The 24,722-nt window shown below is 73.5% G+C and carries 19 protein-coding genes and 1 riboswitch; of the genes, 11 read left to right on the forward strand and 8 right to left on the reverse strand.

Translation table 11 applies throughout. From position 1 onward, the window contains the following. Positions 1–129 precede the first annotated feature (129 nt). The 4 genes from HUT06_RS09025 to HUT06_RS09040 are packed head-to-tail and all read left to right on the forward strand — an operon-like array spanning position 130 to position 6,723. Entirely contained in the window at positions 130–2,619 is a 2,490-nt protein-coding gene (locus HUT06_RS09025) for an ATP-binding protein (protein ID WP_176195293.1), read from the forward strand. Beyond that, positions 2,616–5,024 (forward strand): type IV secretion system protein, encoded by a 2,409-nt coding sequence (locus HUT06_RS09030; protein ID WP_176195294.1) that lies wholly within the window; start codon positions 2,616–2,618, stop codon positions 5,022–5,024. Before HUT06_RS09025 ends, HUT06_RS09030 begins: the two co-directional genes overlap by 4 nt. Beyond that, the gene (locus HUT06_RS09035; protein ID WP_176195295.1) at positions 5,024–5,662 is read left to right on the forward strand and encodes a hypothetical protein; all 639 of its coding nucleotides are present in this window, start codon (positions 5,024–5,026) and stop codon (positions 5,660–5,662) included. The genes HUT06_RS09030 and HUT06_RS09035 overlap by 1 nt, the downstream gene beginning before the upstream one ends. Further along, positions 5,659–6,723: a bifunctional lytic transglycosylase/C40 family peptidase gene (locus tag HUT06_RS09040; protein ID WP_176195296.1), complete on the forward strand. Its 1,065-nt coding sequence runs from the start codon at positions 5,659–5,661 to the stop codon at positions 6,721–6,723. Before HUT06_RS09035 ends, HUT06_RS09040 begins: the two co-directional genes overlap by 4 nt. A gap of 9 nt (positions 6,724–6,732) precedes the next feature. Here HUT06_RS09040 and HUT06_RS09045 read toward each other — a convergent pair whose 3' ends face one another. Further along, positions 6,733–7,503, reverse strand: coding sequence for a MarR family winged helix-turn-helix transcriptional regulator (locus tag HUT06_RS09045; protein ID WP_176195297.1), 771 nt, complete (start codon positions 7,501–7,503; stop codon positions 6,733–6,735). Positions 7,504–7,529: 26 nt separating this feature from the next. On the opposite strand from HUT06_RS09045, the gene HUT06_RS09050 reads away from it, so the two are divergent. Then, positions 7,530–8,279 carry a Mut7-C ubiquitin/RNAse domain-containing protein gene (locus HUT06_RS09050; protein ID WP_254715065.1) on the forward strand — a complete coding sequence of 250 codons (750 nt, stop codon included), beginning with the start codon at positions 7,530–7,532 and terminating at the stop codon, positions 8,277–8,279. 20 nt (positions 8,280–8,299) lie between these two features. Continuing rightward, positions 8,300–8,671, forward strand: coding sequence for a (deoxy)nucleoside triphosphate pyrophosphohydrolase (locus HUT06_RS09055; RefSeq protein ID WP_254715066.1), 372 nt, complete (start codon positions 8,300–8,302; stop codon positions 8,669–8,671). A gap of 432 nt (positions 8,672–9,103) precedes the next feature. On the opposite strand, the gene HUT06_RS09060 is transcribed toward HUT06_RS09055, so the two are convergent. Beyond that, complete coding sequence (locus tag HUT06_RS09060) at positions 9,104–10,129, reverse strand: NlpC/P60 family protein (protein ID WP_176195299.1); 1,026 nt, start codon at positions 10,127–10,129, stop codon at positions 9,104–9,106. 7 nt (positions 10,130–10,136) lie between these two features. Further along, positions 10,137–10,280, reverse strand: a riboswitch (cyclic di-AMP (ydaO/yuaA leader). 192 nt (positions 10,281–10,472) lie between these two features. Between HUT06_RS09060 and typA the strand changes: the two genes are divergently transcribed. Next, positions 10,473–12,326: a translational GTPase TypA gene (gene typA, locus HUT06_RS09065; RefSeq protein WP_176195300.1), complete on the forward strand. Its 1,854-nt coding sequence runs from the start codon at positions 10,473–10,475 to the stop codon at positions 12,324–12,326. Between the two features lie 79 nt (positions 12,327–12,405). Here the strand turns inward: typA and HUT06_RS09070 are convergent, their stop codons facing one another. The 6 genes from HUT06_RS09070 to HUT06_RS43780 are packed head-to-tail and all read right to left on the reverse strand — an operon-like array spanning position 12,406 to position 20,435. After that, on the reverse strand, positions 12,406–13,758 hold the full coding sequence (locus HUT06_RS09070) for an FHA domain-containing protein (RefSeq protein WP_176195301.1): 1,353 nt from the start codon (positions 13,756–13,758) through the stop codon (positions 12,406–12,408). Continuing rightward, positions 13,746–14,495, reverse strand: a complete 750-nt coding sequence (locus HUT06_RS09075; protein WP_176195302.1) for a 4Fe-4S single cluster domain-containing protein — start codon at positions 14,493–14,495, stop codon at positions 13,746–13,748. Before HUT06_RS09075 ends, HUT06_RS09070 begins: the two co-directional genes overlap by 13 nt. Next, complete coding sequence (locus tag HUT06_RS09080) at positions 14,492–16,399, reverse strand: AAA family ATPase (RefSeq protein ID WP_176195303.1); 1,908 nt, start codon at positions 16,397–16,399, stop codon at positions 14,492–14,494. The genes HUT06_RS09075 and HUT06_RS09080 overlap by 4 nt, the downstream gene beginning before the upstream one ends. Positions 16,400–16,440: 41 nt before the next feature. Then, complete coding sequence (locus HUT06_RS09085; protein ID WP_176195304.1) at positions 16,441–17,571, reverse strand: response regulator receiver protein; 1,131 nt, start codon at positions 17,569–17,571, stop codon at positions 16,441–16,443. After that, the gene (locus HUT06_RS09090) at positions 17,568–19,928 is read right to left on the reverse strand and encodes a protein kinase (RefSeq protein WP_176195305.1); all 2,361 of its coding nucleotides are present in this window, start codon (positions 19,926–19,928) and stop codon (positions 17,568–17,570) included. The genes HUT06_RS09085 and HUT06_RS09090 overlap by 4 nt, the downstream gene beginning before the upstream one ends. A gap of 12 nt (positions 19,929–19,940) precedes the next feature. After that, complete coding sequence (locus HUT06_RS43780; protein ID WP_217711259.1) at positions 19,941–20,435, reverse strand: DUF4282 domain-containing protein; 495 nt, start codon at positions 20,433–20,435, stop codon at positions 19,941–19,943. Positions 20,436–20,985: 550 nt separating this feature from the next. Between HUT06_RS43780 and HUT06_RS09100 the strand changes: the two genes are divergently transcribed. The 4 genes from HUT06_RS09100 (at position 20,986) to HUT06_RS09115 (ending at position 24,701) form a co-directional block, all read left to right on the forward strand. After that, entirely contained in the window at positions 20,986–21,936 is a 951-nt protein-coding gene (locus HUT06_RS09100) for a hypothetical protein (protein WP_176195306.1), read from the forward strand. Positions 21,937–22,016: 80 nt separating this feature from the next. Beyond that, positions 22,017–22,733, forward strand: coding sequence for a Flp pilus assembly protein CpaB (gene cpaB / locus HUT06_RS09105; RefSeq protein WP_176195307.1), 717 nt, complete (start codon positions 22,017–22,019; stop codon positions 22,731–22,733). A gap of 8 nt (positions 22,734–22,741) precedes the next feature. Then, entirely contained in the window at positions 22,742–24,322 is a 1,581-nt protein-coding gene (locus HUT06_RS09110) for an AAA family ATPase (RefSeq protein WP_176195308.1), read from the forward strand. 4 nt (positions 24,323–24,326) lie between these two features. Then, positions 24,327–24,701, forward strand: a complete 375-nt coding sequence (locus tag HUT06_RS09115) for a TadE family protein (RefSeq protein WP_176195309.1) — start codon at positions 24,327–24,329, stop codon at positions 24,699–24,701. The last annotated feature ends 21 nt before the right edge of the window (positions 24,702–24,722 follow it).

Raw genomic sequence — 24,722 nt, forward strand, 5'->3', positions numbered from 1 at the left:
GGACCGTGAACACTCTCCCGGGCAGCCCTGCGCGGGCGCCCGGGCGCCGGGAGAATCAGTGCGGGCGCGCGGCGGGCCGGCCGCGGCCGAGCGGCGCTCACCGGTCGGATCCGAGGGCGGGAGGACGGCATGAGCAAGTCCAGCCGGCTGGCCGTCCGGTACTTCGACGACCGGGTGCTGTTCACCGACGGCGCCGCCTGGGCGTACTTCCGGCTCCCCACGGTGTCGTACGAGTTCACCACCGGGGAGGAGCGCGAGGCGCTCGCCACGAACATCACCATCGCGCTCGCGGGCATCCGCATGCAGGACGCCGAGGTCCACCTGCGGATCGCGCACCGGACGTACCCGGCGGCCGAGTGGGCGCTCGCCCTGGACCGGACGTCCGACGGCGGCCCCGGATGGCGGGAGTACCTGGAGGAGACCTACGCGCACGTGTGGGCGAAGGACTTCTGGACCAAGGAGGTCTACCTCGGGGTGCGGCTCGGGCCGCGCGGCATGGGCGCGCAGCTGTCCGGCGGCGTCCTGGCGCAGCTCCTCGGGTTCTACAAGCGCAGCGAGAGCGCCCTCGGCATGCACGACGACGCGATCGACAAGAAGGAGATCGCGCGCTGGACGGAGCAGGCCGAACGGGTCGGGCGCGCGCTCGGCGGGTCCGCCCTGTACGCCAGGCACGCCACCTCGACGGAGGTCGCGTGGCTGTTCCAGCACGCGGTGACGGGGTCGCTGGCCGACCCGCCGCCGTCCGCCGTCCCGCGCCGGACGTGGGGCAAGGGCGAGATCGAGTCGCTGGTCGAGGGCGCCATCCACAACGGGCGCTCCTACCTGCGGATCGAGCAGCCGAACTTCACGGGCGCGGGCGGGGGCGCGACGGCCGCGTCCTACGTCGCGTACCTGTCGTTCGCCCGGTTCCCGGACATGATGCCCTTCCCGGACGGGGAGCCCTGGTTCCACTACTCCGACTCGCTGCCGTTCCCCGTCGAGATCAGCGCGCGGATGAAGCTGATCCCGCCGGCGAAGGCGTCCAAGGACGTCTCCCGCAAGCTCGCCCACGCCCGCGACATGGACCAGCACATCCGGGAGGCGGGCGCGGAGGCGCCGATCGCGCTCGCCGAGCAGATCGACGCGGCCCGCATGCTGGAGCACGGCATCACCAAGGAGCGGCTGCCGTTCGTGTACGGATGGCACCGGCTGATCGTGTCCGCGCCGACCGAGGAGCTGCTCGCCCAGCGGGTGGACGCGGTCGTCGAGCACTACCGCGACATCGGCATCGACGTCGTGAACTCGACCGGCGACCAGTTCTCGCTGTTCCTGGAGTCGCTGCCCGGCGACCAGATCCGGCTGAACGCCTACGCGCAGCGGCAGCCGCTGCGGACGATCGCGGGCGGCATGCCGGTCGCGACCGTCGACCTCGGCGACCGGCCGGACGACGAGCAGGAGGGCTGGATCGGCCCCTACATCGGCGAGACGCTCGGCCGGGCCCGCTCCATCGTGCACTTCGACCCGCTCGTCGCGGCGGCCCGCAACCGGCCGACCGCGGTCGCGATCACGGGCGAGCCGGGCGGCGGCAAGACGACGCTGGCGCTGCTGCTGATCTACCAGATGGCGCTGCGCGGCGTGACGATCGCGGCGATCGACCCGAAGGGCGACGCCGAGTCGCTCGTCGAGCTGCTGAAGGCGCGCGGGCGCAAGGCGCGCATCCTGCCGCTCGGCTCGGCGGCGCCCGGCCTGCTCGACCCGTTCTCGTTCGGCGACGACCTCGCCACGATGAAGACGATGGCGACCGAGACGCTGCGGCTGCTGCTGCCGCGGATGTCGGAGGAGCGCGAGTCCGCGATGATCCAGGCGGTCGGCGCGGTCGCCAACGCGGAGCGGCCCTCGCTCGGGCGCGTCGTCGACCACCTGGAGGCCGCGGCCGACCCCGCGTCCAAGAACCTCGGCGCGGTGCTCAGGTCGATGTCGGAGATGAAGCTCGCGCGGCTGTGCTTCGACCCGTCCGGCGGGGAGCGCATCGACACCGAGGGCTGGACGACGGTGTTCACGCTCGGCGGCCTGACACTGCCCGACGTCACCATCTCGCGGGAGGACTACTCCTACGAGCAGCGGCTGTCGGTGGCGCTGATGTACCTCGTGTCGCAGTTCGCGCGGAGGCTCATGCACGGCCTCGACCGGCGGCTGCCGAAGGCGATCTTCCTGGACGAGGCGTGGGCGATCACCTCGACGCCCGAGGGCGCGAAGCTGGTGCCGGAGGTGTCCCGCATGGGCCGCTCCCGGAACACCGCCCTGATCCTGGTCTCCCAGAACGCGGGGGACCTGCTGAACGAACAGGTGACGAACTGCCTGTCGTCGGTGTTCTCGTTCCGTTCCACCGAACGGGTCGAGGTCGGCAACGTCATGTCGCTGCTCGGCGTCGAGGCGTCCGACGAGCACAAGGCCGTGCTGCGCAACCTCGGCAACGGCGAATGCATCTTCCGTGACCTCGACGGCCGAGCGGGGCGCATCGGCGTCGACCTGATCTCCGAGGAACTGCAGCGTTGGCTGGACACCAACCCGACCCGGTCCCGTCCGGGCACGTCCGAACTCACCGCCGCGGGGGCCGAGGCCGAGGAGGTCACCCGATGAGGAGTCCCCGCCACGGGACGGCGCGCCTGCAGCGTTCGCCCGGCGAAGGGCTCGACCCCGCCGTCCTCGACCGCCCCGGCCGCCGCCGGCGCCGCCGCCCGCTTCCGCGGACCCGCCGCTCGGTCCTGGTCATGCTGGTGGCGGCCATTTTCGTCGTCATCCTCTCCCCGATGGCGAGCGCGGGGCCGTTCTCCCCGAACAGCCCGTGCCGGCCGGCCGACAACCCGGCGCCCGAGCAGTACGGGTCGGGCACCGACGGCCTGATCAAGCCGCCGGACTACCCGAACGAGAAGCTGCAGGGGACGTCCGTCGAGCAGCTGACGTACTACGACCGGTACGGCACGGCCGGGCAGACCTGGTACGCGGTCGACATGGACTGCTCGGACGCGATGGCGCTGATGGGCAACGCCCTCGCCAACACCACGTTCACGATCGTCCGGGCGATCGACCGGACGACGATCAGCGTCTACCAGGCGGCGGCGTCCGACTCGCTGCTCGGCTGGCTGAAGGACACCGTCGACGGCGTCATCAGCAACATCGGCAAGACGTTCAACGCGCGGTACTGGTCGTGGGTGGTCATCCTCGGCGCGATGTGGCTCGCCTGGTGGGGGCTGGTCCGCAAGCGGGCCAGCAAGGTCACCGAGGGCGTGATCTGGATGGTCGCCGCGATGGTGGCGCTCGTCTGGCTGATCGCGCGTCCCGCGGACTTCACCACGCTCGGGACGAAGACGTCCGAGGCGACCAGCGCCGCCTTCAACGCGGCCCTGCCGCAGAGCGACACCAAGGGCGGGACCTGTATACCGAGGCCGGACGGCAAGCCCGATCCGGCGACCTCCCAGAACCTCGACGCGACGACGCGCAACGCCAACGGGCTGTGGGTGGCGCTGGTCTGCAAGCCGTGGCTGCAGGGCGAGTTCGGCACCACCGACCCCAACGCGAAGATCGTCAAGGAGAACGCCGACAAGCTGCTGTGGTCGCAGGCCGTCGACCTGCCGGAGACGTACGGCGGCAACAAGGTCGACCTCGGCAAGAAGGCCGACGCCTACAAGGACGTCACGAAGAACATCAAGGACAACTACCCGCAGTCCTACTCGCTGTTCCAAGGGAAGAACTGGCAGAACCGGCTGGCGGTCGCGTTCGGGGGGCTGTTCGCGGCGCTGGTCGCCGGGCTGCTGATCATGGTCATCGCGATCGCGCTGATCGTCGTGAAGATCGCGTTCCTGCTGCTGCTCGTCGCCGGGCCGATCTTCCTCGGGATCGGGATACATCCCGGCATCGGACGGGTCATCGCCGTCCGATGGCTCGAACTCCTGCTGTCGATGCTGCTGAAACAGGCGGCGCTGATCGGTGTGCTGTCGCTGCTGCTGTGGGCGTACAGCCTGATCCTCGGCGAGACGCTGCCGTGGGGCCTGCAGGTGCTGCTCATCGCGCTGGTGACGTTCGCGGCGTTCATCTACCGCAAGCCGTTCCAGCACCTGTTCTCGGCGGTCGGGTACTCGGCCGTCGGGTCGCGGGAGAAGAGCGAGGCGCAGCTCAACAAGTCGGTCACCGAGGCGCGCCGCAGCACCACCGGCGTCGCGGCCGCCGTCGTGCCCGGCGCGGCCGGCTACCGGCTGGGCCGGTGGGCGAAGCGCGAGGCGACGTCCGAGGCCGTGGCCGCCGGGGCGCAGGGCGATGCCGCCCCCGGCTCCGCGGTCGCCGTCGCCGACCGGCGGACGGGTGCGGGCGCGGGCGACGGCCCGTCGCCGGAGGAGGCACCGGTGCTCGCGGCGAAGCCGCGCGGCGCCGGCGGGGCCATCGCGGCCTCGCGGGGACGGTCCAGGCGGGGCGCGCCCCCGCTGAACCTGCCGACCCGCGCGGGCGCGCTCGGCGACCGCACGTCGGATGGCGGCGGGGCGGGCACCTCCGCCCGTCCAGGCGGCGTCTCGGCCGCGAAGGGCGGGGGCGGCGCGGCGGCCGGCGGCGGGAAGCCGTCGTCCGGCAACGGCCCCGGCACCGTACGCCCGACCTCCTGGTCGGGACGCGGCGGTAGCGGCGGTGGGGCGAGCGGCGGCGGTAGTTCCGGCGGCGGTAACGGCGGCTCGGGCGGGGGCGGTGGCTGGTTCGCCGGCGTCGGCCGCGGCCGCTCCGGTGGCGGTTCCAACGGCAACGGCGGTTCGGGCGGCGGCTCCGGCGGGTCCGGCGGGTCCGGGGGCGGCGCGCCCGCGGCGAACATCCCGCGGCAGCGCGGTGGCACCGGCAACGGCGGGTCCAGCGGTGCCTCGCCGTCCCAGGGCCCGGGCGGGCGGCAGCAGCCGCCGCCGCTGTGGGGCGGGGGCCGGCGCGGCTCCGGGGAGGGTCCGCCCATCCCGTTCTGGCTGCGCCCGGTGGACCGTCCGGCCGGTGAGCCGGAGCGGGACGAGTGATGAACCTGAACGACCGCCGGCGCAAGCTCATCTTCGCGGGGCTCGTGGTGGTGCTCGCCGCCGTCGGCATCTACCTGACGGTCGCGGCGCCCGAGCACGGCGACGACCGGCCGGAGGCGCGGCCGAGCGCCACGCCCACGGCCGGTCCGCCCGGCCCGCAGTCCCCGCCGCCCGGCATCCAGAGCGCGGTGAACCCGGGCGACTTCGACATCTACCGGCTGCTGCCGTTCTCCCAGCAGGAGTTCGCCACGGCGGCGGACATGGCGCAGCGGTTCGTCGCCGCCTACGAGACCTACCGCTACGACGAGACCCCCGACGCCTACATGGGGCGCCTGGCCGGACTGGCCACCGACGAGCTGCGGCAGCGCCTCGGCCGGGACGCGGGCACGCCCGGCCTGCTGGAGGAGCGCCGCCGCGAGCAGGTCGTCGCGCAGGGGTCGGCGTCCCTCGACCAGGTCCGCAACATCGAGGACAACTCGCTCATCTTCCTCGTGACGGGCCGGCAGCAGCTCACCAAGGGCGGCAAGCGGACCAGCGAGAGCAGGCAGTACGCGGTGACGGTCGCGCGGGACGGCGGAGCGCTGAAGGTGTACTCCTTCCAGCCGGCCGGCACCGGTCAGGCGGGTGACACCGGATGAGCCCGCGCCGGTTGCTGCTCGCCGGCGGGCTCGGCGTCGCCGCGACCCTGTTCGTCGCGCTGGTGTTCGTCCCGATCATGTTCGGCGCGAGCCAGTTCATGTTCGGCGGCGGGGTCGGCGGCGGTGGCTGCGTGGACGTCGCCGGCGCGGACGCGCAGCCCGCCGCGGCGAACGACGCGAAGGCCGTCCCGGCGAACTACCTGAAGCTCTACCAGGAGGCCGGCAAGAAGTACGGCATCCCGTGGAACGTGCTGGCGGGCGTCGGCAAGGTCGAGACCGACCACGGCCGCTCGACGCTGCCGGGCGTCAGCAGCGGGGAGAACTACGCGGGCGCCGGCGGGCCGATGCAGTTCCTGAAGGCGACGTTCGACGCGTTCGGCGTCGACGGGGACAAGGACGGCGACAAGGACCGCTACGACCCGGTGGACGCCATCCCCTCCGCGGCCGCCTACCTCAAGCACAACGGCGCCCCGCAGCGGATGCGCACCGCGATCTTCCAGTACAACCACTCGTCCGACTACGTGGACCTCGTCCTGGACTGGGCGAAGCGCTACGTCGGCGGCGACTTCAAGGTCGTCCAGGCGAACGGCGTCAACTGCGGGGACAACGAGCTCCCCGCCAATGTCGGCGCGCTCGTCCAGAAGATCATCGAGTTCGCGATGGCGCAGCGCGGCAAGCCGTACGTGTTCGGCGCGAACGGCCCGGACGCCTGGGACTGCTCCAGCCTCCTCCAGGCCGCCTACCGGCAGGCCGGCCTGGACATCCCGCGCACCACGTTCGAGCAGTGGCCGTTCGGCGTGCGGATCTCCAAGGGCAAGGAGCAACCGGGTGACCTGGTGTTCTTCAACTCCGGCCCGGGGACCTCGTCGAACAATCCCGGCCATGTCGGGATGGTCATCGGCAAGGGCAAGATGATCGTGGCGAGCTGCTCGACGTGCGTGCCCGCGATCGGTGTGAAGTCGTACAAGCGGTCGGACTGGGTCGGCGTGACCCGCCCGCTCGCGCGGCCCGACTTCAAGAAGAAGCTCGCCGAGCTGGCCGCCCCGCAGCCCGGGAGCTGACCCGCCCGGTCAGCGGGCCGGGCGGACGGCGGCGACGATCTCGCGGAGCGCGTCGGCGGCGGCCCGGACGTCCCGCTCCGACACCCGCCCCATGACGTCCTCGTGCGCGGCGGCGGCCGCCGCCAGGCCGCGCTCGGTGACGCGCAGCCCGTCCTCGGTCAGCTGCACGAACCGGCTGCGGGAGTCCCCGGCGTTGGCCTCGCGCGCGATGTGGCCGGCCTTCTGCAGGCGCTGCAGGACGTTGCCGGTGCCGCCGGAGGTGAGGAACGCCGACCGGGTCAGCGCGCCCTCCCGGCGCAGCACGGTCAGCACCTCGAACTCGGCGTCGGTGAGGCCGAGGCCGGCGAGCGCGGGCCGCATGGCCTGCTGGACGAGCATGGCGACGCGTCCGGCGCGCTTGCTGACCTCCAGCATCGCGACGAGCGGCTCGGCCAGCCCGTCCCGCCGCCACGTCGCGGCCGCGACGTCGACGTCGCCCCGGGCCTCACGACACTGGTCGAGCATCCAGGTCGGCCCCGGCCACGCCGACGCGGCTCGCTGACCCCCGGCAAGCGGGCCGACATCCTGCTCCTGCACACCGACACGCTCGGCGTCGCGGCGGCCCGCGACCCCATCGCCGCGGTCGTCCTGTCGGCGGACATCCGCAACGTCGACACCGTCCTCGTCGGCGGCCGCGTGCTCAAGCGCGGCGGGGTGCTCCAGGGGCAGGACGTCCCGTCCCTGCCGGCGGCCCTGGCGGAGTCCGCCGCGCGCCTCGGCCGATAATCCGAGGAAGATCACCGGGCTCGCGTGGCATGCTGATCGGCGTGGAGCCCGAGACAACGATCCGCGTCGCCGACGAACTACTCCTGTTCCTGCCCGCCGCCCGCCGGCGGACCGCGACCCGGGTGCCCTGCGACGGGACGTCCACGCTGGGGCACCTCATCGAGTCGCTCGGCGTGCCGCTGCCCGAGGCCGGGCCGATCACCGTCAACGGCGAACCGGCCGAGCCGTCCGCCCGTCCGGAGCCCGGCGACGAGGTGCGGGTGGCGGCGGTACCGCGCCCCCAGCCCGTCCCGCTCGAACCGGGCCAGGACGCCCCGCGCTTCCTGCTGGACGTGCACCTCGGCACGCTCGCGCGCCGGATGCGCCTCCTCGGCCTCGACACCGCTTACCACAACGACATGGACGACCCGGCGCTGGTCGTCCAGGCCAACGCCGAACGCCGCGTCCTGCTCACCCAGGACCGGGGCCTGCTGCGCCGCCGCGCGCTGTGGTTCGGCGCCTACGTCCGCGGCGCCCGGCCGGACGACCAGCTCCGCGACCTCCTCGACCGCTTCGCGCCCGTCCTGCACCCCTGGACGCGCTGCACCGCCTGCAACGGCGAGCTGGTCCCGGTCGACAAGACCGAGGTCGAGGAGGGCCTGGAGGCGGGGACGCGCCGCAGCTACGACGTCTACGGCCGCTGCGCGGACTGCGAGCAGGTCTACTGGCGCGGCGCGCACGGCGACCACCTCGAGGAGATCGTCCGGGAATCGAGGCGGCTGGTCGAGGCCGCCGCGACGGAGAGGAGCTGATCGCGATCGACCTCGTGGTGGTGGGCGCGGCGATCATCGCGGACGGCCGGCTGCTGACCGCGCAGCGGGCCGAGCCGCCGCACATGGCGGGCGGCTGGGAGCTGCCGGGCGGCAAGGTCGACCCGGGGGAGTCCGACGAGGACGCCCTGGTCCGCGAGTGCGCGGAGGAACTGGCGATCAAGGTCCGGCTGGACCGCCGCATCGGCACCGACTGGCGCCTCAGTGACAAGGCCGTCCTGCGCGTCTGGACGGCCGAGATCATCGAAGGCACCCCCCGGCCCCTGGAACACCTGGCCCTGCGCTGGCTGTCCCCCCAAGAGCTCTACGACGTCGACTGGCTCCCAGGCGACCGCCCGGTAATAGACGCCATAGCCCACGCCCACCTCATCTAGGCCCCACTCCGCCGACCCCGCCCCAACCGATCTGGAGTGGCCAGGCGAAGCCGGCTTCAAAGCGAAGCGAGAAGCCGATCGTGCCGCGACCCGCAAGGCGAGCGAAGACGAACCGGGGAACCTGCCCCAACGACATCAGCCACTCCCGCACCACGCGCGGACCACAAGGCACACGTCCGTAACCCAAGGTTGCGGCGACCGCCACGTTGCGATCGCGTGCGAAGCCAGGTTCAAGCGAAGCGAGAACCTGATCGCGAAGCGAGCCGCAAGGCGAGCCGGAGCGATGCAGCGATCGCCGTTTTGCCCGTGGAAGGAAGGCGCGCCAGCGCCGACCGCCGAGGGCAAAACAATAAACCCGCCGGGGGCTTCCTACCGCGCCGCAGGAAGCCCCCGACGACTGAGGGGGCCGCGTCGCGCGGCCCGGGAGGGGGGTCAGGAGATGCGGTTGGCGCCGGCGTAGTCGGAGCGGTCCGACAGCTTGGAGATCTTCACCACATCGCCGGTCTGCGGGGCGTGCAGGTACTTGCCGCCGCTGAGGTAGATGCCCATGTGGTGGAGGTTGCCGCCGAAGTAGACCAGGTCGCCGGAGCGCAGCTGGGTCCGGGGGACCTTGGTGCCGAGCTGGTAGAGGTCGCCGGTGTAGTGCGGCAGGCCGGGCTTGCCCACCTGGGCGTAGGCCCAGACGACGAGGCCGGAGCAGTCGAAGCTGCTCGGTCCGGCGGCGGCCCACACGTAGGGGGAGCCGAGCTTGCCGTAGGCCTTGCGGGCCATCTTGGCGGGCAGGTCGGAGCCCTTGATGGTCGCGGTGAGGCCGGTGCGGGGGTCGCTGGCGCGCGTGGTGGACAGCTTGTCGAGGCGCTTCATCACCTCGGTGACCTTGGCCTTCGCCTCGGAGCGCGCCTTCTTGGCGTCCTCCCAGGCCTTCTTGACCTGGGCGGTCTTGGCCTTCGCGTCGCGCTCGGCGGCCTCGGCCCGGTCGATCTGCTTCTGCAGGGCCTGGACGGCGTGCGCCTGGTTCTGGACGAGGTAGGCGCTGTCTGACAGCCCGTCGGGGGAGCCGTTCGCGCCGAACAGCGCGTCGGGGGAGCCGGCGATGTAGTTGGCGGCGGCCATCCGGCCGAGGCGCTCGCGGGCGGGCGCGGCCTGGGCCCGCAGGGTCTGCGCGGTCTTGGCGGCGGCCTGCTCGGCCTTCTGCGCGGCCTTCAGGTCGACGCGGGTCTTGTTGTACTTCTCGGTGAGGATCTCGGCCTCTTCGTTCAGCGCGTTGAGGCTCTTGCGCAGGCCCTTCTCCGTCGTCGGAGTGGGGCTCGGGTTCGCCGCGGCGGCGAGGCCGAGCGGTGCGGCGTGCGCGGCGACGGGCGCGGCGACGGGCGCGGTGGCGCCGAGGCCGGCCAGGAGCAGGGCTGCCGCGGTGGCGGTGGGCGCGACGCGCCGCCGCCGGTGGGGGTCCGGTGCCAAGCCGGTGCTCTCCTCTCCACGCACGCCTACCGGGTTAGCTGACGGGTTCGGGCCAGGAGTCGCCCTACGGCGCGTGTCGCGCGCCGATTCACCCCGGGGGTGTTGGGTCCCCGGTTCTCCCGCCGGGCGGGAGATTCGGCGTTCCGGTCGCAGCCCCGGGGGGTGGGACTCCGGACGACCGGATCTCGGGAAGATTACAAAGGATCGGCAAAGTTGGCCAATCGGGCGGGCGCGCGGCCCGGGGCGGCCCGCTCGGGAATGCGGGAGGGGTCGCGGAGCGTAGAATGGAGTGCTGCCGTGTTTCTGCGGCGACTCTCCTGAAACCTCACGCAAGGTAACCCGCATGCCCATCTCCACGCGCGACGACCTCCGGAACGTCGCGATCGTCGCCCACGTCGACCACGGAAAGACGACGCTGGTCGACGCCATGCTCTGGCAGTCCGGGGCCTTCCGCGAGAACCAGGACGTCGACGACCGGGTCATGGACTCCAACGACCTGGAGCGCGAGAAGGGCATCACGATTCTCGCGAAGAACACCGCGGTCAAGCACAACGGGCTGACGATCAACATCATCGACACCCCGGGCCACGCCGACTTCGGCGGCGAGGTCGAGCGCGGGCTGTCCATGGTGGACGGCGTCGTCCTGCTGGTGGACGCCAGCGAGGGCCCCCTCCCGCAGACCCGGTTCGTGCTGCGCAAGGCGCTGGCCGCGCGGCTCCCGGTCATCCTGGTGGTGAACAAGACCGACCGTCCCGACGCCCGCATCGACGAGGTCGTGGACGAGACCTACGAACTGTTCATGGACCTCGACGCCGACGAGGACCAGATCGACTTCCCGATCGTGTACGCGTCGGGCCGGGCGGGGCGGGCCTCGCTCGACAAGCCCGCCGACGGCGCCATGCCCGACAGCGCCGACCTGGAGCCGCTGTTCAAGGTCATCACCGAGACGATCCCGGCGCCGTCCTACGACCCGGACGCCCCGCTGCAGGCGCACGTGACGAACCTGGACGCCTCCAGCTACCTCGGCCGGATCGCGCTGTGCCGGATGTACGCCGGGACGATCAAGAAGGGCCAGCCGGTCGCCTGGTGCCGGCACGACGGCAGCATCGAGCGGGTGAAGATCACCGAGCTGCTGATGACGGACGCGCTCACCCGCAAGCCCGCCGACGAGGCCGGGCCGGGCGACATCATCGCGATCGCCGGCATCCCGGAGATCATGATCGGCGACACCATCGCCGACCCGGACGACCCGCGCCCGCTGCCGCTGATCACCGTGGACGAGCCGGCGATCTCGATGACGATCGGCACCAACACCGGGCCGATGGCGGGCCGCGAGAAGGGCACCAAGGTCACCGCGCGGATGGTCAAGGACCGGATCGACCGCGAGCTGGTCGGCAACGTGTCGATCAAGGTGCTGCCGACCGAGCGGCCGGACGCGTGGGAGGTGCAGGGCCGCGGCGAGCTGGCCCTCGCGATCCTCGTCGAGAACATGCGCCGCGAGGGCTACGAGCTGACCGTCGGCAAGCCGCAGGTCGTCACCCGCGACATCGACGGCAAGCGGCACGAGCCGGTCGAGCGGCTCACCGTCGACATCCCCGAGGAGCACCTCGGCGCGGTCACGCAGCTGATGGCGGTCCGCAAGGGCCGCATGGAGCAGATGACCAACCACGGCACCGGCTGGGTCCGGATGGAGTTCCTCGTCCCGGCCCGCGGCCTGATCGGGTTCCGCACCGAGTTCATGACCGAGACGCGCGGCACCGGCATGGCGCACCACGTCTTCGAGGACTACGAGCCCTGGTTCGGCGAGCTGCGCACCCGCCCGTCGGGGTCGCTGGTCGCCGACCGCGCCGGCGCCGCCACCGCGTACGCGATCACGAACCTGCAGGAGCGCGGCACGTTCTTCGTCGGGCCGACCACCGAGGTGTACGAGGGCATGATCGTCGGGGAGAACTCCCGCGCCGACGACATGGACGTCAACATCACCAAGGAGAAGAAGCTCACGAACATGCGGTCGTCCACCGGCGACGAGCTGGAGCGGCTCACCCCGCCCCGGCTCCTGTCGCTGGAGGAGGCGCTGGAGTTCTGCCGCGAGGACGAGTGCGTCGAGGTGACGCCGGCGAACGTCCGCATCCGCAAGGTCGTGCTGGACGCCAAGGAGCGCGAGCGCACGCGCGCCCGCACCAAGCGCGCCGGCTGAGGCCGGCCCGCCCGTCGCACGAAAGAGGGCGGCCCCGCGGTTCTCGCGACCGCGGGGCCGCCCTTCTCGCGTGCTCAGCTCACTTCAGCTGGACGGTCCCGGTGACGTCGGCGGCCAGGCGGAGCTGGTCGCCGTCGCGCAGGGGCGCCTCCACGCCGCGGGGCAGCCGCTCGCCGTTGACGAACGTCCCGTTGGTGGAGCCCTCGTCCCGCACCCAGGCGGTGCCGGACGGGTCGAGCCAGACCGTCGAGTGGCGCCGCGACACGTTGTCGTACTGCGTGAACGTGGCCGCCACCGGCGACTGCCCGGCGTCCCGGCCGAGCACGAGGTGCTGGCCGACGGACACCTTCAGCTCGCCCGTGGGGAACTGCACCCGCAGGACGGGCGTGCCCTGCTTCGGCAGCGGCCGCAGGCACGAGTCGCACTGCGCGGCGCCCGGGTTGCTCAGCACCGCCTCGCAGTACGGGCACATGAACGCCGTGCTGTCGGGGGCGGGAGGACGCTGGCCCTGGTCGTGCGGCAGCAGCGTGGCCTCACGGCCGTGCGGCGGCAGCGGCGGCTGGCCCCCGTGCTGGGGTCCGCCCTGCGGACCGCCGTGCGGGGGGCCGCCGTGCTGAGGGCCGCCGTGGGGCGGCTGCCCGTGCTGCTGCGGCGGCGGGCCGAACGCGTGGTCGGCCGGCTGCGGCGGGCCGTACTGGTCCTGCTGCGGTGCGCCGCCGTACTGGTCCTGAGGGGCGCCGTACTGGTCCTGCTGGGGGGCGCCATATTGGTCTTGAGGGCCGCCGTACTGATCCTGCTGGGGCGCGCCGTACTGCTCCGGCTGAGGAGCGCCGTACTGGTCTTGGGGGGCGCCGTACTGGCCCTGCGGAGCGCCGTACTGGTCCTGGGGGGCGCCGTATTGCGGCTCGCGCTGCTGCCCGTACTGGTCGGACGGCGGCTGCGGCGCGCCCCACTGGTCCTGCGGCGGCTGCTGCTGGGGCATGCCCCACGGGTCCGCGGGCTGCTGCCCGGGACCCTGGCCCCCGTGCGGCGGGCCGCCCTGGTGGGGGCCTCCCTGCTGCGGAGCGCCGTGCTGAGGCTGCCCGTACTGGCCGGGCGACTGCTGGGGCCCGGGTGGCGGCCCCCACTGGTCCGGCTGCTGCGGCTGCGGCGGGCCCCACTGGTCGGGCTGCTGCCCGGGAGGCGGACCCTGCTGGTGCTGCGGGGACTGCTGCCCGTACGGATCGTGCGGCTGCGGAGCGCCGTACTGCGGCTGGCCGTGCTGCGGGCCGCCGCCGTACTGGCCGCCCGGCGGCTGCTGGTCGTCGTACCCGCCCGGCCCCTGCCGGTGGGCACCGCCTCCGCCGCGCGCCAGGTTGGCCCCGCAGTTCATGCAGAGCAGGTCGCCCTGCTGGTGCGGCTCACCGCAGACAGGACAGTTCAAGGTCGCCATGACACATCCCCCGAGCGCACCCCGGCGCGGTCGAGCCTCGACGTCAGGTGCTCCATGTCACCCCTTCGCGGGATCCCGATGTAGTACACCCGCCTTCCCTCCGGCCCTTCGTCCACGGACACCTGCACTCGGGGCCCTGTTCCTTCTCCAGTGTTCCCGACGTCGGCCAGTGCCCCGTACCGCCGCCGTCCGAGCGGAGACAGCGGGACGACGCGCTGGTTGGCCGACCCCCTCCAGAGTAGGGAGCCGTCGCCGGAGTGTCGCCCCCCCGGATTGAGCCGGTCGACGTACGGTCCGGTGATCACCGCGTCGCACATGTCCAGGATCTCGCGCGTCTCACCGCTTCGGCAGAGCCGAGAGTAGACATATCCGCTGTATACCAATATGTCCAACGCAATCGTCTCACGGTCGAGGGTGTCCCGCCACGCGTGGATACCGCGCAGCAGGGCCCCCAGCGCGGCCGGCTGCTGGAACGGCTCACCACCGGAGATGGTGATCCCGTCGACCGGTCCGGGCAGGGACGCGAGCCATCCTAAAACGGTCTGGACGGGCACCGCGCGCCGCGGGTCGGCGTCCCAGGTGTCCCGCGACAGGCAGCCGTGACAGTGCAGCGTGCAGCCCTGCGTCCAGATGCCCGCGCGGATTCCGGGGCCGAGTGTGGTCACGGGATAGTGCGCCTTGGCGAGCAGCAGCGCCTCGCCGCCGCCACTCGCGCCGGCACCGCCGTCGCCGGTCACTGGAGGTCCAGGTGGACGATGCTTCCCTCGCGCCGGATCGCCGTCACGGTGACCTTCTCGTCCGGCACGAGCTCCCGGTCGAACAGCGCGCGCGCCAGCGGGTTGACGAAGTGCGACTCCAGCGCCATGCCGATGCCGCGCCCGCCCTTGTCCAGCTCCTCGGTGCACCATTCGCGGAGCGTCGTCAGGGCCTCGCCCTTCACGGCCAGGGAGAGCCGGTGCTCCTCGGTGACCCGCCGGCAGATGTTCGCGAACTGCAGGTCGAAGATCTTGTGCGCGGCCTCGGCGGAGATGAAGTCGAACACCACGATGTTGTCGCCGAACCGGTTGAGCAGCTCCGGCCGGTTCAGCACCTCGGTGAAATGGTCGGCGACCGCGCCCTTGATGCGCTGCTCGACCTCGTCGTACGACATCCCGGGTGTGATGTTCTGCACACGGTCGGCCGAGGCGAGGGGGAAGGCGTCCCGGGTCGTGAGGTCCCGCCCGGGGACGTACATCCCGAGGTTCGAGGTGAAGATCAGGATCGACTCGGAGAAGTGCACGGTGTTGCCGCGGCCGTCGGTGAGCCGGCCGTCCTCCAGGATCTGCAGGAACTTGTCCAGGATCCGCGGGTGCGCCTTCTCGATCTCGTCGAACAGGATGACCCGGAACGGGTCCTCGCGGACGGCGTTGGTCAGCTCGCCGCCCGCCTCGTGCCCGACATAGCCGGGCGGCGACCCGATCAGCCGGTCGCCGGACCCCTCGCCGGAGAACTCGCTCATGTCGAAGCGCAGGTAGGCGGACTCGTCCCCGAACACCAGCTCGGTGATCGACTTCGCCAGCTCCGTCTTGCCGGTGCCGGTCGGGCCGGCGAAGAACAGCACGCCGCGCGGCCGGCTGCCGGACCGGGTCGCCTGCGCCCCCGACAGCCCGAGCACGGCCCGCTTCAGGATGTCGAGGGTCTTGGTGACGGCCTGCGGCTGCCCGATCACCCGCTCCGGAACGCGCTTCTCGCCCTCCAGCACCCGGCGGCGCAGATGGCCGCGGCTCCACGGGTTGTCGAGCACGCCGAGCTTGTAGGTGCGCACCGCGTCCGGCAGGTCGGCGAGGCCGACGCCCCGCTCCTTCGCCAGCCGCGTCACCTCGATCATCGACTGCAGGGTCAGCCCGTCGGCCTGCTCGGCGAACGCGTCGCAGGCGGCCGCGGCGGCTTCGTCCGCCCCGATGTCGGTGACCCCGAACGCGCGGGCCAGCAGCCGCGCCGTCTCCTGCCGGTCGCCGAGGTGCGGGCGCGGGATCGTGATCTCGCGGATGTTCTCGTTGTCGGCGGTCAGCCACGGCGGCAGGTCGCCGGGCCGCTCCACCAGCCACAGGACGGGGTTGTAGAGCGGCTTCGGGCGCGGCCCCGACACCCGGACCGGCCGCGCGCCGCGCGACAGCTTCGCGCAGAACCGGAAGAAGTCGCGCTCGGCGGGCTCCAGGTCGGTGGGCGTGCGGGCGATCCGGGACGCCGAGTCGATCACGAACGCGGCGCGGACGTCCTCCTTCGGCCGGGCGACCGCCGCCAGGTACCGGGTCAGCCCCTCCAGCGACGGCTTGTCGTCCGCCTTGACCTTGCCGAGCAGCCGTTCGGCCGCGCGCGTCGAGTCGTCGTCCTCGGCGCCGGGGATGATCTGCAGCCCGTCCACCGGGTCGTAGACGGCCATGAAGGACGCGCCGCTGGAGCGCAGCGCCTCCCACAGCAGGGCGCGCAGCGGGAGCAGCCCCGTCGGCGCGCCGCCCTCCTCCGGCGGGGTGAGGAAGCTGTCGTGCAGGTTCCCCGACAGGACGTACTGGGAGTGCACGGAGAGGGTCGCGTCGAGCTCGCGGATGAACGGCGGCCAGCCCAGCAGCCGCCCGCCGAGAGTCGGCGAATCAATGCTCATGTGTTGGTGCGCCCCCACTCCGTTCCAGGCCCCCGGGCATCTCAGGTATGACGCTCGCGGTGGCGCTCACGTTGCCCGGCTCGCCCCCTAGTCTGCCGTGACCGCGCCGAAACCGGCAGCTCACGCACCCCCGGCTCCAGTCGCCAGGCGACCTCGGAGCGGATCCCCGCGTCCGCCAGCCGGGCCCGCGCCGCCTCGAACGCCGCGCACCACTCCTCCTCGCGCTCGACGTCCACCCGCCGGTCGTCCTCGCTCTCGGCGGGCCGCTCGCGCACCATCGACGCGCGGACGTGCGCCGCGTCGTCGACCCGCATCCGGACGCTGTGGTCGGGCCAGGCGCCCTTCGTCAGCGTCACGGTGCCGTCCTCGGCGGTGAGCGTCTCGAACCCGGCGTGGACCTCGTACCCCATGTCCTCGAACGCGGTGGTGATCGAGTCGAGGACGTACCGGCGCTCCGCCTCGGCCTGCGCTGCGGCGTCGCGCTCGGCGGCCAGCCGCCGCTCCTCGGCCCGCAGCTCCTGCGTGCGGCGGTTGGCGGCCTGGATCCGCAGCCGGACCTCCTGCAGGACGCCCTCGGCCTCCTCCGCCGTCCCGGCCCCGGCGAGCAGCGCCGCCGCCTCCGCCACGGCCCGCCGCTCGGCGTCCGCGGCGTCCGGCAGCAGCCGCGCCATGATCCGTTCGAGGTTCCGCCGGACGTCCTCGCCGGTGGCGGGCGGCGGCGCGCTCGGCGCGGCGTCGGTCGCCAGGCCCTCGGCGGGGGCGGCGAAGAGCTGGGTGCTGACCTGCGCGGCCAGATGCTCGGACAGCTGCCGCTCGGCCTCGTCCAGGGCCCGGTCGGTGGCCGCGCACCACGCGGTCAGCTCCGCGGTGCCCCGGTGCTCGTCCGGGGTGAGCCGCTCGGGCAGCGGCACCTCCGCGCCGAGCTTCGCGCGGGTCTCGGCGAGCGCGGCGATGCGCGCGTTGCGCTCCACGACCTCGCGCAGCGCGCGCTCCTGCGACTCGACCTCGGCGAGCGCCGCCGCCCGCGCCTCGGCCCGCCCCGCGGCCAGGGCGGCGAGCGCCTCCGCGCCCCGCCCGGCCAGCCCGGCGCCGCGCCCGAGCACCCGGTTCATGCCGAGGCTGAGGACGACGGCCGCGTCCAGCGCGATGTCCGCGTCGATCCCGCTGCTCACGAAGCTCCTCCTGCGATGGTGCGTGCCTGCCGCCAGCGGTGCAGCCGGACCCCCGCCGCGACGGCGTGCGCGGCGGGGACGGCGATGAGGACCAGGAGCCACAGCAGGCTCGCGACGGACGTCAGCGCCGCGAGCAGGAGCAGCAGGAGGAGCAGCGGGACCGTCGTCGCGAGGAGCAGCAACCCGCAGCCGCGCCGCCCGGTCTGCCGCGCGGCGCCCGACATGGTCTGGGACGCCTTAGAGAGCCCGCGGCTGCTCGCCCCCAAAACGCCAGACACCATCGCCCACGGGCCGTGGGGGAGGTAGTCGCCGCCCTGCGCGCGCGCCAAGAGCACTTCGCTGCCGCACTGCACCGCCCAGGCGAGCACCGACACGACGGCCAGCGCGCCGAAGGAGAAGCCGGACGACGAGCCGTGCAGGCCGACGGACGTGGTGCCGTCGTCGGAGCCCCCACCGGAGAGCGAACCGACCACCCAGCTGCCCAGCAGCCAGAAGAGCAATATGGGCAGCGTCCACAGGACGGCCTTGGACGTGGCCGCATTGCGGCCAGCGAGGCGCTGACGTTCTCGGTCTGCCCACTGCGCCTTGAGCGCCTCGTTCCGCTGCTCGGCGGTGTACCGGTCGCGCGTCCGGGACTCGCTCTCCGCGACGGCCTCGGGCGCGGCGCGCGTCACCGCGAGGAGCCGCAGCGGATCGTCGCCCGCGCCGTCCGCGATCCAGGTGAACCACGGCGCCGGATCCGTCACCGCCGCGCGGGCCCGCGCCGCGCCCTCCGCGATCAGCCGGTGCGCCTCCGCCGGACGCGCCGCCAGCGCGAGCAGCGTCAGCAGCACGGCGGGCGGCTCCTCCGCCTCCGCGTCGGGCAGCCGCCGCGCGGCCCCGGCCGGTGTGGCGTCCTGGCCGCGCAGCCAGTGGACGAGGTCGTTCCACGCCGCGACATGGGCGCGCCACTGGTCGTCGACCCGCGCCAGCTCTGCGGCGCCCTCGAAGCCGGCGAGCACCGGCAGCAGGCGGTGCTCCCACAGCGCCCGGCCGATGAGGCAGGCGGTGCGGTGGTCGCCGTGCCGCGGGTCGCCGGCCAAGGCGGCGAGGCCAGGCAGGTCGTCGGCGGTCACCCGGCGGCCGAGGAAGTGCGGCGGGAGCGCCGGATCCAGCCACCGCACCAGATGAAGCAGCTTCACGTCCGGCGGCAGCCGCGTCATGAGGTAGCCGTCGACCAGGTCGATGCGGCTGTCGTCCGGTGCGTCCGCGAGCCATTCGCGCAGGCTCCGCCACGCCTCGCCCGACTCGCCGCGTCCGAAGAAGTACTGCGCGGCGTGATCCCAGTTCTCGACGAGCGCGCGCGCCAGCTCGTCCCTGCGCGTGTAACGGCGGCCCTTGAAAGGAAGGCCGTCGCCCGGTTCGGCCTGGGCGCTCTCCTCCGCAACCGGTGGCGAGCCCCCGTCCAGCCACTCCTGGACCTGCCCGCCCGTCCACCTCTTGCGCGGATCCCGGGTCAGCAGCCCGCGGCACAGCAGACGCAGTCTGGGGTCGGGGACGTCGTCGGCGCTCACCGGGCGCGTCGCCAGATGGTCGACCACCACGGTCTCGCTCAGCCCCTGGAACGGCGCCCGCCCCGTCGCCAGCTCCTTGACGATCATGCCGAGCGACCACCAGTCGCGGGCCGGGGACACCTGCCCCGACAGCGACTCCGGGGCCGCGTACGCCAGCGTCCGCGACGACGACGCGAACACCACGCTCTGGTCGAGGACCTTGCTCAGCCCGAAGTCGGCGATCGCCAGCCGCAGCGGCTCGGCCCCCAGCACGAGGACGTTCTCGGGCTTGAGGTCCCGGTGCACGATCCCGGCCCGGTGCAGCGCCGTGAGCCCCGCCGCGAGCTGCGCCGCGACATCCGCGGCGGCGTCGCCGGGCAGCGGCCCCGCCTGCATGAGCGCCCGCAGGTTGCCGTCCGGGACGTACGGGGTGATCTCGTAGTCGCGCCCGTCCGCGTGCCCGGTCTCCAGGATCCGCAGGACGTGCGGCGAGTCCAGCGCGGGCAGCTTCGCCCACACGTCCCGGTCGGCGCGGTAGCCGCGGCGGAAGATCTTCACCACGTACTCGTCGCCAGCGCCGTCCCGCACGAGCAGCAGGTCGGACTCGGCGCCCTGCACGGGCAGCTCCGCCACCGTCGCGTACCGCTCGGCGAGCACCGCCGGCAGCCGCATCAGCGACTCGCCGGCCGCCGTCCCGTCCCGCCGCGTCTCACCCGGCGGCCGCGGCCCGGGCACCCGCGCGTCGTCGCGCCGCGTCGCCCCGGCGTCCCGCCGCGTCTCGCCCGGCACCCCGCCGCCGGGACCGGCCCCGTCGAACTCGCCCACCAGCCGTCCCGTCTAGACCTTGTCCTTGATGACCCGCAGATATTCGGCCTGCTTGAACCGCACCACCACCGCCTCCATGAGGATCCGGACGAACAGCATCTGGAAGAACCAGATCAGCGGCGTGGCGATGATCAGCAGGAGGGCCACCGCCCAGTAGAAGTCCATCGAGATGATCCAGATCGCGAACCCCACGATGGCGAGGCATTCGAGCGTGACCATCACCATGGACAGGGCGTAGAAGAGCTTGAGCAGTTTCGGGGTCACCAGCGAATCGAAGTTGGCGTCCAGGAGTGCTCCGAGCAGGCCCTTGTCGGTCCGCTCGGGCGGAAGCCACCCCTGCTGCCCCTGCTGCCCCTGCGGGGCCGCTCCGGGGGCGCCGGGCGCGGGCTGGCGCGGGCCGGGGACGGGCGCCGGCTGCTGCGGACCGGGCGGAGGACCGTACGGTCCCCCCGGCGGGCCGGGGGCCTGCGAGCGCGGTGGGTGACCGGGGTCCGAAGGATTCGTCATTCGCCGTCGTCTCCAGTGTGGGGCCTACAGACAGACTCTAGAGCCTGACGCGGCCGCCCGCCCGGGACGGAAGGCACCGCTCACCGGGCGTGCCGCGGCTCTCCCGGACACCGCCCCCGCCTCCGCCGCGCGACGGCCGCCGCGCGTACGGGGACGCCAAGGCCTGTGAACGGCGGAAGTTTGAACAGGTCATGGTATTGGCGTCCATTGTTGGCGGGCCAGGGTCTGTGGGCTCATTCCGCTGCACGACCTTTGGGTCCAGTGGCTTATTTATGCCCTCTCATCTGCTGGTTTGTCATTTATTTCGTTCTGGGACGGCAGAAGTTCACCCAGCGGAACGCCGCTCCTCGGGCAAATCTGAGGGTTTATCAGGTAACTTCCACCATGTATGTCGGATCGGTTGTACTAATTCTTGGTATCGGTGTATTTCGATGGTTATCGTGCCCGGCGGTGCCGAAGGTCCGGTTCGGTGGGAACGGGTGGACGGTGCCGGGCGTCCCGCACGGCCGGCGGAGGATGTGGTGAGGCGCGTGACCGACGGGGACCCCTCGTGACCCTGGTCATGCTCATCGGCGACGTGCCCGGCCTCGGCGTCATGCGCGGCGTCGCGGCCGAGCGGTCGCCGGCCGGGTTCTCCCCGCTGTCGGACGAGGGACTGGGCTTCACCGCCCGCATCGAGCGGGCCCTGGCCGAGCACGGGGCGGTGCTCGCCCTCTACCCGTCCTGGCGGGCGGACGCGGCGGACCGGCTGCTGCGCGTGGCCCGCGCGTCGCTGCGGACCCGGCGCCTGGCCGCCGTCCCGCTCGATCTTCCGCCGCTCGCGCTGTCGCTGGTGGCGGACCAGCTGGCCTTCCTCGCCCCCCATGTCGGCCCGGGGACGCTGGCCACCGTCGCGCCGCGGCTCGGCGCGGAGATCGCCGCCGGGGCGCGGGTCGGCAGTGTCGCGCGGCTGGAGCACGTCCCGACGGGCTTCGGCGACCACGTCGCCTCCTACCTGCCGGGCACCGAGTTCCTGGTCACCGCCGCCCCGCGCCCCGGGGTCCGCAGGATCACCGGGGGCGCGGTGCCGCCCACCGGGTTCGTGCCGCGGCCGCCGGTGGTCGTGCTCACGGCCGAGCACGGCGGTGACGGCGGCTGGGTCCGCGAGCGGCTCGGGCCGTCCCTCGGGGCGGTCTCGGTGACCGCGGTCGACGACCAGCCGCTCGGCGCCGCGTACTGGCGCGCGAGGCGGTACGTGGAGTTCGTCGCGTTCAGCGGGGACAGCCGCGTCCTGCAGTCGGTCGTGCGGGCGGCCGACTGCGAGCCCTGCCCCTGGTGCGGTGAGCCGGTCGGCGCGCTGGTCTGCCCCTTCTGCACGATGGTCCAGCCCCGCAGGGCGGCGCCGCCGGAAACGGCATCGGCGGGCACCGTCCCGCCGGCGGCCGGGGAGCCGGAGGCGCACCGGGCACCGGCGGCCCGCGCCGGGCCGCCGCCCGGTCCGCTCGTCACCGCGCCGCCCTGAACCGGGGAGGACGCCCCCGCCCGCGTCGACGCGCCGGCGGATCACCCGGAACGCCCCGACTCGTGATCGAACGGAGTCACATGAACCCCCGACAGCGCCGCGGCGTGCTGCTCATGATCCTCGCGGCGGTGGGCGCCGTGACGGTGTTCGTGTCCGTCCTCGGCTATGTCGGCTCGGTACGGGCCGAGGTCGGCGAGAAACGGCAGGTGCTGCGGCTGAAGGTCGCGGTCCCCGCCTACGGGCGGCTGGACCCGGCCATGGTGGAGCGGGTCGAGATGCCCGCCAAGTGGACGCCGGACACGATGCTCGCCGACCCGGCGGCCGTGGCCGGCAAGGTCGCGCCGGCGGCGCTCACCGCGGGCTCGTACCTGCAGCGGGGCATGCTGGTCGACGCGCCGGCGCTGCAGCCCGGCCAGCGCGAGATCGCCATCATGATCGACGCGGAGACCGGGGTGGCGGGCAAGGTCCGGCCCGGCATGGCCGTGGACATCTACGCGACGTTCCAGCAGCAGTCCCAGCGCGACCAGAAGTCCTGCGCGTCCCGCATCATCCGCCGCGCGCGGGTGATCCAGGTCGGCCGGCTGACCCGGCAGCGCGCGGGATCGGGCCGCGAGGACGTGAACACGGTCGTGCCGATCACGTTCGCGCTGGCGGCGGAGGACAGTGTGAAGCTCACCTACGCGGAGGCGTTCGCGAGCCATGTCCGGCTCGCGCTGATCGGCGGCGACCAGACCGACGCCAAGAGCGACCCGGTCGGCAAGCTCGGCGCCGTCTGCGACATGCCGGCGGCCCGGTGAACGGCCCCATGAACGGCCGGGCGGACGGCCCCGCGTCCGGGCGGGCGGTCCGGGTGCTGCTGGCCATCGCCGACCGGGACCTCGCGGCCCTGCTGAACGCCCAGTTCCGCGAGCTGGGCGGGATGGAGGTCGCCGGGGTCGAGACGAGCACCGCGGACGTGGCCGGCGCGGTGGCGGGCGCCCCCGGCCTCGACCTCGTCCTGCTGCACCAGGCGCTCGGCCCGCTGCCCGCCCTCGACCTGATCCGCGAGCTCGGCATCCGGCACCCGCACCTGCCGGTGGTGCTGATCGCCGAGGAGGCGACCGCCGAGACGTTCGGCGCGGCGATGGCGGCCGGCGCGCGCGGGGTGATCTCCACCGAGCCGACGCTGTCGGAGCTGCAGGGCCGGGTGGAGGCGGCGGCGGAGTGGGCGCGGACGATGCGGCGGCACTTCGACCCCGCCGAGGAGGGCCCGCCGCCCGGCCGCGTCGGGACGGTCGTCGCCGTCTGCGGCGCCAAGGGCGGGACGGGCGCGACGACGGTCGCGGTGCACCTCGCGGTGGCGGCGGCGACGGCGGGCCGCCGCGTCTGCCTGGTCGACCTCGACCTGCAGAAGGGCGACGTCGCGGACCGGCTGGACGTCGTGCACCGGCGCAGCGTCGCCGACCTCGCCGGGACGGCCGACGACCTGGACGGCACGACGCTCGCCGAGGCGCTGTTCGTGCACCGGCTCGGGCCGCACCTGCTGCCCGCGCCGGCGGAGGGGGAGCGCGCCGAGGACGTCCCGGCGCGCGCGGCCCGGCAGATCCTCGCCGCGCTGCGGGCCCGCTACGAGGTGGTGGTCGTCGACTGCGGCGCCCAGCTGTCGGAGGCGAACGCGATGGCGGTGGAGCTGGCCGACCGGGCGGTGGTCGCGGCGACTCCGGACCTGCCCGCGCTGCGCGGCGCGAAGCGGCTCGTGAAGCTGTGGGGGCGGCTGCGGGTCCGCAAGGAGGAGGACGTCGCGGTCCTGCTCAACCGGCACGACCGGCGCAACGAGATCCAGCCCGACCTCGCCGCGCGGATCGTCGGCGTGCCGCTGCTCGGGACGACCGTCCCCGCGGCGTACCGGGCGCTGGAGGAGGCGGCGAACACCGGCGCGCCCGACGCGGTGAAGAGCGCCGACTTCCGCAAGGCGATCAGCGGGCTGGTGCGCGAGCTCGGCCTGCTGGACGCGCCCGCGGGCCCGCCGGACGGGCCGCGCGACCGGGGCGCGGCGTCGGTGGACTTCGCGGCGACCATCCCGCTGGCCGGGCTCGTGCTGCTGCTCTGCTGGCAGACGCTGCTCACCGGGCTGACCTCGATGTACGCGGCGCACGCCGCGAACGAGGCGGCCCGCGCGGTGGCCGTCCTCGGCTACGACACCGCGGCGGCCAGGACGCAGGCGCGGAGCCGGGCCGTGGCGCGGGTCCCCGGCCCGTGGGGCGGCGAGGACGTGCTGCACCTGGCCGTCGAGGACGGGTACGCGGCGGTGACGATCGACGTCCCGGCGGTCCTGCCGGGCTGGTCGTCGACGTTCGGCCTGACCACCCGCGCCAAGATCGTCTATGAGGACGCGGAGGGCGGTTGAGGCCATGCCCGACCCGGACCCCGACCCCCGTCCCGCCGACCGCGGCACCGCCTCCGTCGAGTTCGCCGCGCTGCTCCCGATCGTGCTGGGCGTCGTGCTGGTCTGCTTCGGGGCGCTGACGGCGTCCACGACGGTCGAGCGGGTCGAGAACGCGGCGCGGACCGGCGCCCGGGAGGCCGCCATGCGGCAGGATCCGGCGGCCTGCGTCCCGGCGGCGGCCGCGGCGCTGCCGGCCTGGCTGAACGACCGCACCGTGCGCGGCGGGGAGGCGGGCGGCGACGGCGTGTCCTGCACCGTCCGGGCGAAGGTGCCGCTGCTGTGGCGCGGCGTCCCGCTCGACTTCACCGTCACCCGCACCGCCACCATGCCGAACGGATGAGCCGAGGGGACTGAGGGACCG

Source organism: Actinomadura sp. NAK00032 (assembly GCF_013364275.1).
Taxonomy (GTDB): domain Bacteria; phylum Actinomycetota; class Actinomycetes; order Streptosporangiales; family Streptosporangiaceae; genus Spirillospora.

What these genes read in the sequence shown, in the direction of transcription:
- HUT06_RS09035 (WP_176195295.1), top strand. Translation starts at nt 5,024, where the DNA reads ATGAACCTGAACGACCGCCGGCGCAAGCTCATCTTCGCGGGGCTCGTG.
- HUT06_RS09080 (WP_176195303.1), bottom strand. Translation starts at nt 16,399, where the DNA reads ATGAGCATTGATTCGCCGACTCTCGGCGGGCGGCTGCTGGGCTGGCCG.
- typA (WP_176195300.1), top strand. Translation starts at nt 10,473, where the DNA reads ATGCCCATCTCCACGCGCGACGACCTCCGGAACGTCGCGATCGTCGCC.
- cpaB (WP_176195307.1), top strand. Translation starts at nt 22,017, where the DNA reads ATGAACCCCCGACAGCGCCGCGGCGTGCTGCTCATGATCCTCGCGGCG.
- HUT06_RS09030 (WP_176195294.1), top strand. Translation starts at nt 2,616, where the DNA reads ATGAGGAGTCCCCGCCACGGGACGGCGCGCCTGCAGCGTTCGCCCGGC.
- HUT06_RS09115 (WP_176195309.1), top strand. Translation starts at nt 24,327, where the DNA reads ATGCCCGACCCGGACCCCGACCCCCGTCCCGCCGACCGCGGCACCGCC.
- HUT06_RS09110 (WP_176195308.1), top strand. Translation starts at nt 22,742, where the DNA reads ATGAACGGCCGGGCGGACGGCCCCGCGTCCGGGCGGGCGGTCCGGGTG.
- HUT06_RS09070 (WP_176195301.1), bottom strand. Translation starts at nt 13,758, where the DNA reads ATGGCGACCTTGAACTGTCCTGTCTGCGGTGAGCCGCACCAGCAGGGC.
- HUT06_RS43780 (WP_217711259.1), bottom strand. Translation starts at nt 20,435, where the DNA reads ATGACGAATCCTTCGGACCCCGGTCACCCACCGCGCTCGCAGGCCCCC.
- HUT06_RS09040 (WP_176195296.1), top strand. Translation starts at nt 5,659, where the DNA reads ATGAGCCCGCGCCGGTTGCTGCTCGCCGGCGGGCTCGGCGTCGCCGCG.
- HUT06_RS09025 (WP_176195293.1), top strand. Translation starts at nt 130, where the DNA reads ATGAGCAAGTCCAGCCGGCTGGCCGTCCGGTACTTCGACGACCGGGTG.